Raw genomic sequence first — 14,585 nt, 5'->3', positions numbered from 1 at the left:
TCAAATAGGAGCGGAAACAAGAGATTGTTCTCCGCTCTATTTATGAAATAACACGCACGACATATGGAGGCGAAAGTTATGAACAAACAGTCTATTCGTGACATCGATGTAAAAGGGAAACGCGTCTTTTGCCGCGTTGACTTCAACGTTCCACTCAAAGATGGCGTCATCCAAGATGAAACTCGGATCCAAGCCGCACTTCCAACGATCAAGCACTTGCTTGACGGTGGTGCGAAACTCGTCCTTGCGAGCCACCTCGGCCGTCCAAAAGGCGAGAAGAATCCTGAGTTCTCACTTGCTCCGGTAGCAAAGCGTCTCGCTGAGCTCCTCGGAAAAGATGTACCGCTCGTCGAAGAAGCATACGGCCCTGTTGCAGAAGAAGCGGTCGCTAAACTCTCTGAAGGCGATGTCGTCGTTTTAGAGAATGTTCGTTTCTACCCAGGAGAAACGAAAAACGATCCTGAACTTGCAAAAGGATTTGCAGCACTTGCTGACGTATACGTCAACGACGCATTCGGTGCGGCTCACCGTGCGCACGCTTCAACTGAAGGGGTTGCACACCACGTGGATACAGCCGTTTCGGGTCTCTTGATGGAAAAAGAACTTGAAGTTCTCGGTAAAGCTCTTTCTAACCCGGATCGTCCGTTCACGGCGATTATCGGCGGATCGAAAGTAGCTGACAAGATTGGGGTCATCGACCACCTTCTTGACATCGTTGACACACTCATCATCGGTGGTGGACTCTCGTACACGTTCTCGAAAGCACTCGGGCACGAAGTTGGGAATTCACTCCTTGAAGAGGATAAGCTTGACCTCGCTCGTCAATTCATGAAGAAAGCAGAAGACAAAGGCGTGAAATTCTTGATGCCTGTCGACTGCGTCATCGCGAAAGAATTCGGCGAAGAAACGTATGTCGGCCCAGTCGATATCGACTCGATCCCAGCGGATCACATGGGTCTCGATATCGGACCGAAGACAGTCGAACTTTACGCGGACGCGATTCGCGAATCGAAACTTGTCGTATGGAACGGACCGATGGGCGTATTCGAACTCGATAAATACGCAAACGGAACGAAAGGTGTCGCTCAAGCACTTGCGGACAGCGATGCATACTCAATCATCGGTGGTGGCGACTCAGCCGCTGCGGCAGCCAAGTTTGGTCTTGCTGACAAGATGAGTCACATCTCAACTGGTGGCGGCGCGTCACTCGAATTCATGGAAGGCAAAAAACTTCCAGGTGTCGAGGCGTTGAACGACAAGTAATTTAGAGGAGGGTTATCGATGCGTAAACCGATTATTGCAGGTAACTGGAAAATGAACAAAACACTCTCGGAAGCTGTCGCTTTCGTAGAAGAAGTAAAAAACAACATCCCATCTACTGACAAAGTAGATGCAGCGATTGGTGCTCCGGCACTTTTCCTCGCACCGATGGTAGAAGCAGCTAAAGGGTCAAACTTAATGCTCGGTGCACAAAACATGTACGACAAAGATAGCGGTGCCTACACTGGCGAAATTAGCCCAGTGATGGTCGCTGACCTTGGTGTGACATACGTCATCCTCGGTCATTCAGAACGTCGCGAGTACTTCGGCGAATCAGATGCGTTCATCAACAGCAAAACGAAAAAAGCGTTTGAACACGGTCTTACGCCAATCGTTTGTGTCGGTGAAACACTCGAGGAGCGCGAAGGCGACAAGTTCGAAGAAGTCATCAAAACACAAGTCGAAGGCGGTCTAGCTGACCTCTCTGCTGACCAAGTCAAACAACTCGTCATTGCGTACGAGCCAGTTTGGGCAATCGGTACAGGTAAATCAGCGGACGAAGCTGACGCACAAAGCTCTTGTAAGTATGTTCGTGACGTTGTGAAAGGTCTTTACGGCGAAGACGTAGCGGCTGCAGTACGCATCCAATACGGTGGATCTGTCAAACCTGAGAACATCAAAGAGTACATGGCACAAGAAGACATCGACGGCGCACTCGTCGGCGGTGCTTCACTTGAAGCCGCTTCGTTCCTCAAATTGTTGGAGGCGATTTAAATGGCTAGACCAGTCGCACTCATCATCTTAGATGGTTTCGGGATGCGTGACGAATCGTTCGGTAACGCGGTCATGGCCGCGGACAAACCGAACTTCGACCGCTACTGGGAGCAGTATCCACATACGCTCTTAAACGCAAAAGGCGAGTACGTCGGTCTTCCAGAAGGACAGATGGGGAACTCAGAAGTCGGTCACTTGAACATCGGTGCCGGCCGGGTCGTCTATCAGTCACTCTCACGCGTCAACAACGCAATCAAAGACCGTTCGTTATTCGATCGTCAAGCGATGAACCATTTGGCAGGACATGTGAAAAAACATGACTCGAGCCTCCACATCATGGGCCTCGTGTCAGATGGCGGGATTCACTCGCACATCAACCACATGTTTGCCATCGTTGAGTTCGCAAAACTACACGGCATCGAAAAAGTGTACATTCACGCGTTCACGGACGGCCGTGACTGTGATCCGAAGTCAGGAGCTGGTTTCCTCAAAGAAACAGAAGAGAAGCTTGCTGAACTCGGTGTCGGTCAAGTCGCTAGCGTGTCTGGTCGCTACTATGCCATGGACCGCGACAACCGTTGGGAGCGCGTCGAGAAAGTATACGACGTTCTTGTAAACGGCAAAGGCGAAGTCGGCACGGACCCAGTCGAGGTTCTCAAGAAGTCTTACGAGAACGATTTGACGGATGAGTTCGTCTTACCGACCGTCATCGAAAAAGATGGCAAACCGGTTGCGACAATCCAAGACAACGATGCCATCATGTTCTTCAACTTCCGTCCGGACCGGGCGATTCAGTTGTCGAAAGTGTTCAAAGAGAAAGCCGGATTCGAAGGCTTCAAACTCTCTGAAAATCATCCTGAGAACCTTCTCCTCGTTTCGATGACGAAGTACTCGGATGTGATTGACACAGATATCGTCTTCCCACCAGAAGATTTGAAGAACACACTCGGGGAAACACTCTCTGCGCAAGGATACAAGCAACTCCGCGCCGCAGAAACAGAGAAGTACCCACACGTCACGTTCTTCTTGAACGGACAACAAGAGAAGCCGTTCGAAGGTGAGGATCGTCTCCTCGTACCTTCACCGAAAGTCGCGACGTACGATCTTCAACCAGAAATGAGCGCATATGAACTCACAGACGGTTTGCTCGAACGTATCGAGTCGGATGAGTATGATGCATACATCATCAACTTCGCGAACCCGGATATGGTCGGACACTCAGGTAAGCTTGAGCCGACGAAGAAAGCGATCGAAGTGGTCGACGAATGCCTCGGTAAAGTAGTGGACGCATTACTTGCTAAAGGTGGCGCGGCCATCATCACAGCGGACCACGGGAATGCGGACATCGTCACGAACCCAGATGGTTCACCGATGACGGCGCACACGACGGAACCTGTTCCATGTATCGTCACAAAAGAGGGAGTCGAACTGAAACCAGTTCTCGAAGGCGCACTTTGCGACCTCGCCCCAACGCTTCTCGACCTTCTCGGTGGAGAGCAGCCAGCTGAAATGACTGGTTCATCAATCGTTACAAAATAAAACAACTATTTTTCAAACGAAAAGGAGCGATTTTTCATGTCAATGATTACAGAAATTTACGCACGCGAAATTTTAGATTCACGCGGTAACCCATCAGTAGAAGTAGAAGTCTTCACAGAAGACGGCGGTTTCGGCCGTGCCCTCGTCCCATCAGGCGCATCAACAGGTGAGCACGAAGCAGTTGAGCTTCGCGATGGCGACAAGTCACGTTACCTCGGTAAAGGTGTCTTGAAAGCAGTTGCGAACGTGAACGACACGATCGCACCAGAACTCATCGGCTACGATGTATTCGACCAAAACGCACTCGATGCGAAAATGATTGAGCTTGACGGTACGAAAAACAAAGGTAAACTCGGCGCGAACGCGATCCTCGGTGTCTCAATGGCAGCAGCACACGCAGCAGCAGACGAGCTTGGCCTTCCACTTTACACATACCTCGGTGGATTCAACGCGAAGACGCTTCCGACTCCAATGATGAACATCATCAACGGTGGTTCACACGCTGACAACAACGTTGACTTCCAAGAGTTCATGATCATGCCTGTTGGCGCGCCAACGTTCCGTGAAGCGCTCCGCATGGGTGCAGAAGTATTCCACGCTCTCAAATCAGTTCTTTCTGGTATGGGTCTCAACACGGCTGTTGGTGACGAAGGTGGTTTCGCACCAAACTTGAAGTCAAACGAAGAAGCGATCACAGTTATCCTTGAAGCGATCGAAAAAGCTGGTTACAAAGCTGGAGAAGACATCTACCTCGCAATGGACGTTGCGTCTTCAGAATTCTATGACAAGTCAACTGGCAAGTACGAACTCGCTGGTGAAGGCAAAACGATGACAACTGCTGAGCTTGTAGACTTCTACGCTGAGCTCGTCGACAAGTACCCAATCATCTCAATCGAAGACGGTTGCGACGAAAACGACTGGGACGGCTTCAAATTGCTTACTGACAAAATCGGTAACAAAGTTCAGCTCGTTGGGGATGACCTCTTCGTAACGAACACTGAGAAACTTGCTGAAGGTATCGAAAAAGGAATCTCAAACTCGATCCTCATCAAAGTTAACCAAATCGGTACGCTCACAGAAACATTCGACGCAATCGAAATGGCTAAAAAAGCTGGCTACACAGCAGTGATCTCACACCGTTCTGGTGAAACAGAAGATGCGACAATCGCGGACATCGCTGTTGCGACAAACGCTGGTCAAATCAAAACTGGTTCACTCTCACGTACTGACCGTATCGCGAAGTACAACCAACTTCTCCGCATCGAAGACATGCTCGGCGATGTAGCGAAATACGACGGCATCAAGTCGTTCTATAACCTCAAAAAATAATTGATTGTTTTCAGGCTCGCTTCGTGCGGGCCTGTTTTTTTGTGTGGAATATCCGTTCAATCGACGGGCGCGAACGCTCTGTGTTGGAACTCCTCATCATCGATATCCCGTGTTGCTGTATACTGAACGTGACTGATGAAGAGTAGGGAGGGATTGGATGGACCAATCGAATGAACAAGAAGAACGATTAAGCGGGGGAAACGTATCAATCGTTCATCGAAACGGGGGCTATGTCTATCGTTCACAAAAAGAGGGAAATGAACGCATTCATCGCTTCTTGAAGCATTTGGAAGCAAAGCGACTTTCCGGAGTGCCACGCTTTGTTGGAATCGATGAATCTGGAAGAGAGGTGCTCACTTACATCGAAGGGGAAACGGCAGACTATCCTCTCAAATCATATATGTGGTCCGATGAGGCGATTCAAGACGCTGCACGACTGTTGAGACGTCTGCATGATGCGTCGATCGATTTTGAATGGTCATCGGAATGGGCGCCGATCGATCATACGCCACAACCGTTCGAGGTCATCTGTCATAACGACTTCGCCGTCTACAATACGATTTTTCACGAGGGGAAAGTTGCGGGAGTCATCGATTTTGATTTGGCCGCACCGGGAACGCGGGCTTGGGATATCGTCTATGCACTTTATACGTTCGTTCCGCTCAGTCGTCGCCATCAAGCGGGAACAGGGGAAGTTATCTATTATGATGCCAATCGAAACGATGCGATCTATAACAAGCGGGTATCCTTGTTTCTCGAAGCCTATGGTTGGGAGCAAGCGGAGGTCGACTTATTCGACATGTTGCAACGACGCATTGAAGCGCTCTGTCTCTTGATGAAACGAAAAGCTGCTGAAGGAGATGTCGCCTTCCAAAAGATGATAGACGACGGGCACTATGAGCATTATCAAGAGGAATTTCGCTTCATTCGAACGCATGGACGGAAGTGGTTCTGAAACGATGTATGCCGGGAATAAAATGAGTGTAGAATGAATGGGGAGGCATTTCTCATGAGGATGATCGGACTTCTTCTTGTCATGAGTGTGATTGGATTCGGCATTTGGTACGTTCTAAAATCGAAGCGCGTTGACGATTGGTCATGACAACATTGTCACGACCTCTATTTTGTGTCAGAACACACAAAATTTGGGTATACTCTCTACATAACGAGTAAAGGAGCCACTGCTTATGACACGAGTACGAAAAGCCATCATTCCAGCCGCCGGTCTCGGCACCCGCTTCCTTCCTGCCACGAAAGCCATGCCAAAAGAAATGTTGCCGATCGTCAATAAGCCAACAATCCAGTTCATCGTCGAGGAGGCCGTCGCCTCAGGGATTGAGGACATCATCATCGTCACAGGTAAGAATAAACGGGCGATTGAAGACCACTTCGACCGTGCGCTCGAATTGGAGCAGAACCTCGAATCGAAAGGAAAGACCCGCTTGCTCGAATCGGTCCGTCACTCCTCGAACTTGGCGAACATTCACTACATACGCCAACAGGAGCCAAAAGGTCTCGGTCACGCGATTTGGTGCGCCCGAAAGTTTATCGGGGATGAGCCGTTCGCTGTCTTACTCGGAGACGATATCATCGAATCCGACGTACCGGCTACGAAGCAATTGATTGATCAATATGAGGAGCATGAACGTTCCATCATCGGGGTACAGCGTGTCCCGTATGAAATGACGAACCGATATGGTATAATTGACCCGCTTGCCGTCGAAGGGAAGCTCATCCCGGTGCGGACGTTCGTCGAGAAGCCGCCCGTCGATGAGGCCCCGTCTAACTTCGCCATCCTCGGTCGATACATCTTGAAACCGGACGTCTTCGAGGCGCTATCGGGGCAAGAAGCGGGTGCCGGAGGCGAGATACAATTGACGGATGCGATTGCACGCTTGAATGAGGCAGAAACGGTCTTCGCTTATGAATTTGATGGTCGACGCTATGACGTCGGAGAGCCAATCGGGTTCGTCGAAACGACGATTTGCCATGCACTCAGCGATCCTGATTTAAAAGATGACGTCCACGCCTTATTGAAACGGCTCGTGGACGAACTTGATCAACAGTAAGGTGTGTTATTTTTGAAAACAATGCTCATGGTGTGCCAAAACTATTATCCGGAAATCGGCAGTGCCGGTAACCGGATGCAAAACATTACGCATTTGATGAAACAGCGCGGGTATGAAGTCGAGGTCGTTACCGCCTCCCCTTCGTACCCGAACTTTGATATGTATCAGGACGACCGTTTCTGGAACGACCGCGAGCTGAACGACCAACCGTTCATCAAACGACTCGTCACGAAGAAACGGAAACATACGTCCAATATGGTCAGCCGTCTCTTTTTATTCCTCGAACAAATGGTAAAAGGGATTGGAGCTGTCCGCCAGTTAAAATTGAAGCCTGACGTCGTGTTTGCGACGACCCCTTCTTTTTTTATGGCGTTTGTCGGAGTATATGCGAAACGAAAGTATCGCGTCCCACTGATTTTAGACGTTCGCGACCTTTGGCCGGAATCGGTAAAAGGGGTCGGGGTATTCAAACATGACTGGGTGCTCGCGCCAGCGTTTTGGCTCGAGAAGCGATTGTATCGTTCCGCAGATGAAGTGATCATCAACTCGGAAGGATTCCGCAGCTATCTTCGTCAGCGCGGTGTCCCGAATGAGATAATCCACTATATGCCGAACTCGATTCGGGAAGCGGAGCGCACGCTCGAGCGGACGATTCCACCGGACGACCGGATGGAGATTTTATACGCCGGAAATATGGGTCTTGCCCAGGACGTGTCTCTGTTGCTCGAACTTGCCGAACGGTTCCGGGACGAGCCACGGGTTCATTTCAAATTGATTGGCTACGGATATCGGAAAGAAGAGTTGAAGCAGACGATTAAAGATCGCGGCTTCCAAAACTTCTTGTTCCTCGAGGCGATGCCAAGGACGGAGGCGTTCCAGGCGATTAAAAATGCAGATGTCGCGTTCGTCAGCCTGATCGAGCAAGAAGTGTTCGATACTGTCATCCCTGGGAAACTGATCGACTATATGGCGGTCGGCAAACCGATTGTCGCAGCAGTGTCAGGCCATGCGGCGAATGTCATTGAAGCGGCGGAAGTCGGCTACGTGTCACGGAAGCGTGACATCGATGAGATCGAACGGATTCTACGGAAGCTCCTCGACCGACCAGACCTACGGGAGGCACTCGGGGCAAACGGGATTCGTTACGTCAAAGAGAATTTATGTTGGGAAGAGAATATCGACGTGCTAGATCAAGTCGTACAACAGTTAGTGATGGAGGAAAGACAATGAAGTCAGTATGTATGTTTGTATGGAACCATTTTACGAATGATGCGCGCGTCCTTCGTGAGTGCTCAGCACTTGCCGAGGCAGGTTATGAAGTCGATTTGATTGCGCTTCAAGATCCTAAAAATAAAGAGCTTTCAAAAGAAGAGATGCGTCCGGAAGGCTTCCGTGTCATCCGCGTGAAGCGACAACCCTCGATTCTCGTCAATGCGCTCAAATTCGCGAAGAAGACATACCAATGGGTGAGCGAGAAGCGGACCCGCCAGATTGGTGCTGGGCTCGTCGGTGCCGGGTTGGTCTTACTCGCGCCGTTCACGATGCTCGCGCTCGGTGCAGCCGTCGGAACGGTCTTGTTACCACAAGTACGTAAGCAAATCGTCAACGCGAGTGCGATGCTCGAGATGGTGTTCGCTTCGACGAAAAAATCGTATGACTTTTACCATGCGAATGATTTGAACACACTCCCGCAGGCACTCCTCGCTGGAAAAGTGTTCAACAAAGGCAGAATCGTCTATGATTCGCACGAAGTACAGACGGACCGTACCGGCTACGGCTACATTCAAAGTAACCTCGAAGGATGGCTCTTGCCGTTCGTCGATACGATGATGGTCGAGAACCATACACGTGCGGCACATAACGAAGAGTTGTACGGGTTCTATCCGTATGTGCTCCACAACTATCCGTTTTATCGTCCGCTCGACTTCTCGCTCCGTAAGGATTTGCATGCACTCCTCGATTTGCCGAAAGACGAGAAGATCCTCTTATACCAAGGTGGGGTTCAAGCCGGACGCGGCCTCGAACAGCTCGTGCTCGCGGCGAAAGACTTCAAAGAAGGTACGCTCGTCATGATCGGGGACGGGAAGCTCAAACCGACGATTCAACAGTTGATTGAGACGGAAGGGGTCGGCGACCGCGTCAAGATGATTGACAAAGTACCGGTCGAAGCGTTACCTTACTATACGATGAACGCCTACTTAGGCTTCCAAGTATTGAACAACGTCTGCTTCAACCATTACTCGGCCTCATCTAATAAATTGTTTGAGTATTTGATGGCTGAAGTACCGGTCGTCTCATGTGACTTCCCTGAAATCGAACGGGTCGTTGCGGGAAATGACGTCGGGGTGCTCGTCGATTCGCATGATCCACAATCGATTGCGGACGGCGTCAACCGATTGATTGAAGATCAAGCACTCTACGCGCGTGTCAAAGAGAACACGAAGACCGCGCGTGAGAAATATAACTGGGATTTGGAAAAAGAGGCACTCTTGAACGTCTACGCAAATGCAGCGGAGCGCAAGTTGCCGATTATGAAAGACGGTGCGCCAAAGCCAGTACAATCTTAAGACTGCGGCTTTTGCCGCGGTCTTTTTTATGTGGAAGGAGGACATGTATGAAACGTCAACAGCAACATCTATTGCGCCAACAAGTATGGCGCAAGCTACAAACCATCTCGGTGAAGGACATCGCCTGGATCATCGCGGGCTCATTCATTCTCTCGTTCGGGGTCAACTACTTCACCGTACCGAACGATTTCTCGGAAGGTGGCCTGCTCGGGGTCACGATCATCCTGTACTACGTGTTCGGCTGGGACCTCGGGCTCACGTCGATCATCGGGAACGGGATTCTCTTTATCATCGGCTATAAGCTGCTTGACCGCCGGACAATGGTCTATTCGGTCATCGCGGTCGTCGCGACATCGTTCTTTCTCAGTCTGACGCATAACTGGGGCAGCCCGGCTGAGGACAAACTGCTCGCGGCCGTCTATGCCGGGATCATGATCGGGGTCGGGATCGGCATGGTGCTCCGTGTCGGCGGTACGACCGGCGGGGGTGTCATCATCGCCCGTCTCATGGAGCGCTATCTCCATTTGAGCGTCGCCGTCTCGATGTTCATCATCGACGCGATCGTCGTCGCGACATCCGGCTTCTTCTTAGGGGAGCAGGTCGTCCTGTATACGCTCATCGCCATCATCATCGGCTCATGGGTCATCGACCTCGTCGCGGAAGGACTCAACATCCGCAAGGCCGTCACGATCATCAGTGACAAACATGAAGAGCTCGCCGTCGTCTTGACGGAAACGCTTGGCCGCTCGGCAACGATTATCCATGGACATGGCTACTATACGAAGCAAGATAAGAACATGTTGTATATGATCGTCGACAAACGTCAGATCGCGCCGCTCAAAAAAATCGTCCAAGTGACGGACGACCGGGCCTTCGTCGTCATCCACCAAGTGAAGGAAGTCATCGGGGAAGGATTCAGTTACCCGTCCCGATAATTTGAATGCTGGTGTTTTATTGATAACTTCTATATAATAAAAGGCGTGTAAATAGAAGGAGGAACTGACTACTATGCAAACGATCGCTACAATCAGCCTACTTGTCGTGGCTGTCTTATTGATTGTCGTCGTACTGCTCATGTCAGGTCGGTCGCAAGGTCTTGGAGCGATTGCAGGTGGCGCGGAGCAGTTGTTCGGACGCCAGAAAGCACGCGGCTTCGATGCTGTTTTGAACCGAACTGCAGCTGTACTAGGCACTTTGTTTTTCATTTTAGGATTACTAGTCGCATCATTATGATGATAAGGCTGATCGTTCTCGATTTTCACGTGAGGCGGTCAGCCTTTGTTTTTTCGATTTATTTTTGGGGAATAATGTAGATACGAGGAGATGACGTACGAAATGAAAGTAACAGCACCAAAACCGTTCTTCTTCGAGGGCGGAAAACGTGCCGTGTTGATGTTACATGGCTTCACTGGATCGAGCGCGGATGTCCGCATGCTCGGTCGCTTCCTTCAAAAAGAAGGATACACATGTATGGGACCGATCTATCGTGGTCATGCCGTCCCACCGGAAGAATTACTCCAATATGGACCGAAAGACTGGTGGGAAGACGTCTTGAACGCTTACCAGACACTCGTCGACAAAGGCCATGAGGAGATCGTCGTCTGCGGACTCTCGCTAGGTGGCGTGATGTCGCTCCGTCTCGCCGAGGAGAAAGACGTCAAGGCGGTCATCCCGATGTGCGCGCCGACGGGAATCGATGCCGAGGACCGCTTGTATAAAGGAGTCCAGGCATATGCGCGAGAATATAAGGGAAGAGAAGAAAAGTCGCCGGAACAGATCGAGCAGGAGATGGCAGAGTTCAAACCGATGCCGACGCTAAAAGACCTCCGTGCCTTCGTCCGCGACACGGCGTCGAAGCTCGAGGACATCTTCGTCCCGACACTCGTCGTCCAAGGCGCCAAAGACAACATGATCGACCCGGAATCGGCGAATCAGATTTACGAGGCGGTCAACACGTTCCAAAAAGAGTTGCTCATCTATGAGGACTCGGGACATGTGATCACGCTCGACAAAGAAAAAGAGAAACTGCACCAGGACGTGCTCGATTTTCTCGAAACGTTAGACTGGTCAGTCTAAGAAGGAGGTGTCACGTTGAATTTACGTGACCAATTACTAGAGATTTTACAGGCGAGCGAGAAACCGCTCTCTGTCGATCAACTGACCGAGCGACTACAGCTCGCGTCGACGGATGACTTCAAAGAGCTCATCCGCACATTGAATGCCCTCGAGGAAGAGGGTGCCATCGGCCGGACGCGGACGAACCGTTACGGGACGCTCGCCGTACTCGGCCAAGTCGCGGGGATCATCTCGATCCACCAGCGCGGCTTCGGCTTCTTGTCGGTCGAAGGGGAAGCGGAAGACGTGTTCTTGCCGCCCGACCAACTGAAGGACGTCTATCATGGCGATACGATCCTCGTCAAAAAGCGCGAGGACAATCGTGGCAAGACAGAAGGAATTTTATTAAAAGTATTGAAGCGCGGACTTTCCGAGTTCGTCGGGACGTACACACTCCCGAGCGGTCGACTCGACCAGTTCGCCTTCATCGAGCCGGATGACAAACGCATCAACTTCTGGCCGGTCGTCAACCCGGACAAGTCACTCGGTGCCGTCGACGGGCATAAAGTCGTCGTGCGCATCACGAAGTATCCGGACGGACGCTTCGCCGGTGCCTGTGACGTCGTCCGTATCATCGGGCATAAGAACGATCCCGGCGTCGACATCTTGTCGATCGTCTATAAGCATGGCATTCCGACGGAGTTCCCGGAGGACGTCATCGCTCAGGCGAACGCCGTACCGGACGATGCGGACGAGAAAGACTTCATCGGACGCGTCGACCTTCGTGACGAGACGATCTTCACGATTGACGGCGAAGATGCGAAAGACTTGGACGATGCCGTCCACGTCAAAAAACTCGATAACGGCAACTACGAGCTCGGTGTCCATATCGCCGACGTCTCGCATTACGTGAAAGAGGGCTCACCGCTCGACGTCGAGGCGTTCGAGCGCGGGACGAGTGTCTATCTCGTCGACCGTGTCATTCCGATGATTCCGCACCGACTCTCGAACGGGATCTGTTCCCTCAACCCGCACGTCAACCGCTTGACGCTCAGCTGCGTCATGGAGATCTCCCCGCAAAACGGGAAGGTCGTTCGCCATGACTTGTTCCCGAGTGTCATCAAGACGACGGAGCGGATGACGTATACGAATGTCCGTGAGATCATCGAGCGCGATGACGAAGAGACGTTGAAAAAGTACGAACCGTTCATCGGTGAGTTCGACCTCATGGCCGAGCTCGCGGAAGTGCTTCGGAAACGCCGTAACTCGCGCGGTGCCATCAACTTCGATTTCGCCGAGGCGAAAGTCGTCGTCAACGAGGAAGGGAAGCCGGCAGATATCGTGCTTCGTCCACGTTCGGTCGCCGAGAAGTTGATCGAGGAGTTCATGCTCGCAGCCAACGAGACGGTTGCGGAACACTTTCACAAGATGGACGTGCCGTTCATCTATCGTGTCCACGACAATCCAAAACCGGACAAGCTCGACTTCTTCTTCGACTTCGTCGCAAACTTTGGTGTTCACATCGAACGCATCAAAGGGCAGACGGTCGAACCGAAGACGCTTCAAAAGATTTTGAAGGCAATCGACGGGGAACCGGAAGAGCCGGTCATCAGCACGATCATGCTTCGCTCGATGCAACAGGCGAAATATGATGACGTCTCGCTCGGTCACTTCGGACTCGCGACAGACTTCTATACGCACTTCACGTCACCGATCCGTCGTTATCCGGACTTGATTGTCCACCGTCTCATGCGCACGTACGTCTTCAACAACGATTTGTCGGAGAAGACGATTGCGAAGTACGAGGACCGTCTCGGGGCGATCGCTGAACAGGCATCGAAACGGGAACGTCGCTCGGTCGACGCAGAGCGCGAGACACAGGCACTCAAAAAAGCCGAATACATGGAAGCCCATCTCGGTGAAGAGTTCGATGGTGTCGTCGCCGGCGTCACGAATTTCGGGATGTTCATCGAGCTTCCGAATACGATTGAAGGGCTTGTCCGTCTCCAGTCGATGGATGACTACTATCACTTCGATGAGTCACAGCTCATGCTCCTCGGGGAGCGGACGAAACGTCAGTTCCGTATCGGGGACGCCGTCCGTGTCAAAGTCGACGCCGTCAACTTAGACGAGCGGACGATCGATTTCACGGTCGTCGGCATGCCGAAACGAGAACCGTCGACGCGTCGCCAACCGACGACGATCAAAGCGAAAGGCGGTCGTCCGAAGAAGGACGAGAAAGACCGTCGTGGCGGTCGCGGTCGGGACGACAAGAAGAAGCGCGGCAAACCAGGAAGACCCGGCAAGCCGGGTAAACCAGGCGAGAAACCGAAGCGAGACGGGGAGAAGTCATCCCAAGGCCGTTCGGCACTCGACCTGAAGAATAAAGACAAGCACAAACGAAAAGGCGACGCTAAACGAGGTGCGAAGAAGCGTCGCTGACGGGGAAGGGCTCGTCCCTTCCTCCGTATCTTGTAGATAAAGGACTGAATGTGTATGGCCAAGAAGAAAGATTCGAACGCACTCGCCCAAAACCGCAAGGCGTCCTTCGATTACGCGATCGAAGATACGATTGAGGCAGGTATGGTGCTCACAGGGACGGAGATCAAGTCGGTCCGTCAATCGAAGATCAACATCGCGGATGCGTACGTCCGATTCGACGGGGGCGAGGCGACACTTCACAACTGTCATATCAGCCCGTTCGAACAAGGGAACCGCTTCAACCATGACCCACTCCGCGTCCGGAAGCTATTGTTGCATAAGAAGCAGATCAATCAGCTCATTGGAGCATCAGGGCGTGACGGCTACACGATCATCCCGCTCAAAGTGTATATCAAGAATGGGGTTGCGAAGTGCCTGCTCGGTGTCGGAAAAGGGAAGAAGAAGTACGACAAACGTGAGGACTTGAAGAAGAAAGACGCGAAGCGTGACGTCGACCGTGCGATGCGCGATCGGCAAAAATACTGACAACGAATCCTAATTGTGGTATATT

13 protein-coding genes are annotated in these 14,585 nt (G+C 51.6%); all 13 read left to right on the top strand.

The window, feature by feature from the left end; all coding sequences use genetic code 11:
• Window positions 1-78 precede the first annotated feature (78 nt).
• On the top strand, window positions 79-1,263 hold the full coding sequence (locus KNO98_RS04955; protein ID WP_026825443.1) for a phosphoglycerate kinase: 1,185 nt from the start codon (window positions 79-81) through the stop codon (window positions 1,261-1,263).
• A gap of 18 nt (window positions 1,264-1,281) precedes the next feature.
• Window positions 1,282-2,034, top strand: a complete 753-nt coding sequence (tpiA, locus tag KNO98_RS04950; RefSeq protein ID WP_026825444.1) for a triose-phosphate isomerase — start codon at window positions 1,282-1,284, stop codon at window positions 2,032-2,034.
• Window positions 2,035-3,573: a 2,3-bisphosphoglycerate-independent phosphoglycerate mutase gene (gpmI, locus tag KNO98_RS04945; protein WP_026825445.1), complete on the top strand. Its 1,539-nt coding sequence runs from the start codon at window positions 2,035-2,037 to the stop codon at window positions 3,571-3,573.
• Between the two features lie 36 nt (window positions 3,574-3,609).
• On the top strand, window positions 3,610-4,902 hold the full coding sequence (gene eno / locus KNO98_RS04940) for a phosphopyruvate hydratase (protein ID WP_214699443.1): 1,293 nt from the start codon (window positions 3,610-3,612) through the stop codon (window positions 4,900-4,902).
• 157 nt (window positions 4,903-5,059) lie between these two features.
• Window positions 5,060-5,857 (top strand): aminoglycoside phosphotransferase family protein, encoded by a 798-nt coding sequence (locus KNO98_RS04935; RefSeq protein WP_214699442.1) that lies wholly within the window; start codon window positions 5,060-5,062, stop codon window positions 5,855-5,857.
• 232 nt (window positions 5,858-6,089) lie between these two features.
• Complete coding sequence (galU, locus tag KNO98_RS04930; RefSeq protein WP_026825448.1) at window positions 6,090-6,971, top strand: UTP--glucose-1-phosphate uridylyltransferase GalU; 882 nt, start codon at window positions 6,090-6,092, stop codon at window positions 6,969-6,971.
• A 21-nt stretch (window positions 6,972-6,992) separates the two neighbouring features.
• Window positions 6,993-8,201 carry a glycosyltransferase family 4 protein gene (locus KNO98_RS04925; protein WP_251129975.1) on the top strand — a complete coding sequence of 403 codons (1,209 nt, stop codon included), beginning with the start codon at window positions 6,993-6,995 and terminating at the stop codon, window positions 8,199-8,201.
• The gene (locus KNO98_RS04920; protein ID WP_214699437.1) at window positions 8,198-9,538 is read left to right on the top strand and encodes a glycosyltransferase; all 1,341 of its coding nucleotides are present in this window, start codon (window positions 8,198-8,200) and stop codon (window positions 9,536-9,538) included. The genes KNO98_RS04925 and KNO98_RS04920 overlap by 4 nt, the downstream gene beginning before the upstream one ends.
• Before the next feature lie 47 nt (window positions 9,539-9,585).
• On the top strand, window positions 9,586-10,473 hold the full coding sequence (locus tag KNO98_RS04915; protein WP_051545959.1) for a YitT family protein: 888 nt from the start codon (window positions 9,586-9,588) through the stop codon (window positions 10,471-10,473).
• A gap of 73 nt (window positions 10,474-10,546) precedes the next feature.
• Complete coding sequence (secG, locus tag KNO98_RS04910) at window positions 10,547-10,771, top strand: preprotein translocase subunit SecG (protein WP_012726902.1); 225 nt, start codon at window positions 10,547-10,549, stop codon at window positions 10,769-10,771.
• 90 nt (window positions 10,772-10,861) lie between these two features.
• Window positions 10,862-11,614 carry an alpha/beta hydrolase gene (locus KNO98_RS04905; protein WP_371742748.1) on the top strand — a complete coding sequence of 251 codons (753 nt, stop codon included), beginning with the start codon at window positions 10,862-10,864 and terminating at the stop codon, window positions 11,612-11,614.
• Between the two features lie 15 nt (window positions 11,615-11,629).
• The gene (gene rnr, locus KNO98_RS04900) at window positions 11,630-14,035 is read left to right on the top strand and encodes a ribonuclease R (RefSeq protein ID WP_214699435.1); all 2,406 of its coding nucleotides are present in this window, start codon (window positions 11,630-11,632) and stop codon (window positions 14,033-14,035) included.
• Window positions 14,036-14,089: 54 nt separating this feature from the next.
• The gene (gene smpB / locus KNO98_RS04895; RefSeq protein ID WP_026825453.1) at window positions 14,090-14,560 is read left to right on the top strand and encodes an SsrA-binding protein SmpB; all 471 of its coding nucleotides are present in this window, start codon (window positions 14,090-14,092) and stop codon (window positions 14,558-14,560) included.
• The last annotated feature ends 25 nt before the right edge of the window (window positions 14,561-14,585 follow it).

The sequence above is a fragment of the Exiguobacterium sp. s57 genome, assembly GCF_018617685.1.
Classification (GTDB): Bacteria; Bacillota; Bacilli; order Exiguobacteriales; family Exiguobacteriaceae; genus Exiguobacterium; species Exiguobacterium marinum.
This window is presented reverse-complemented; position numbering and strand designations above follow the sequence as displayed.

What these genes read in the sequence shown, in the direction of transcription:
- KNO98_RS04935 (WP_214699442.1), top strand. Translation starts at nt 5,060, where the DNA reads ATGGACCAATCGAATGAACAAGAAGAACGATTAAGCGGGGGAAACGTA.
- KNO98_RS04955 (WP_026825443.1), top strand. Translation starts at nt 79, where the DNA reads ATGAACAAACAGTCTATTCGTGACATCGATGTAAAAGGGAAACGCGTC.
- KNO98_RS04915 (WP_051545959.1), top strand. Translation starts at nt 9,586, where the DNA reads ATGAAACGTCAACAGCAACATCTATTGCGCCAACAAGTATGGCGCAAG.
- gpmI (WP_026825445.1), top strand. Translation starts at nt 2,035, where the DNA reads ATGGCTAGACCAGTCGCACTCATCATCTTAGATGGTTTCGGGATGCGT.
- smpB (WP_026825453.1), top strand. Translation starts at nt 14,090, where the DNA reads ATGGCCAAGAAGAAAGATTCGAACGCACTCGCCCAAAACCGCAAGGCG.
- KNO98_RS04905 (WP_371742748.1), top strand. Translation starts at nt 10,862, where the DNA reads ATGACGTACGAAATGAAAGTAACAGCACCAAAACCGTTCTTCTTCGAG.
- KNO98_RS04920 (WP_214699437.1), top strand. Translation starts at nt 8,198, where the DNA reads ATGAAGTCAGTATGTATGTTTGTATGGAACCATTTTACGAATGATGCG.
- tpiA (WP_026825444.1), top strand. Translation starts at nt 1,282, where the DNA reads ATGCGTAAACCGATTATTGCAGGTAACTGGAAAATGAACAAAACACTC.
- KNO98_RS04925 (WP_251129975.1), top strand. Translation starts at nt 6,993, where the DNA reads ATGCTCATGGTGTGCCAAAACTATTATCCGGAAATCGGCAGTGCCGGT.
- galU (WP_026825448.1), top strand. Translation starts at nt 6,090, where the DNA reads ATGACACGAGTACGAAAAGCCATCATTCCAGCCGCCGGTCTCGGCACC.
- eno (WP_214699443.1), top strand. Translation starts at nt 3,610, where the DNA reads ATGTCAATGATTACAGAAATTTACGCACGCGAAATTTTAGATTCACGC.
- secG (WP_012726902.1), top strand. Translation starts at nt 10,547, where the DNA reads ATGCAAACGATCGCTACAATCAGCCTACTTGTCGTGGCTGTCTTATTG.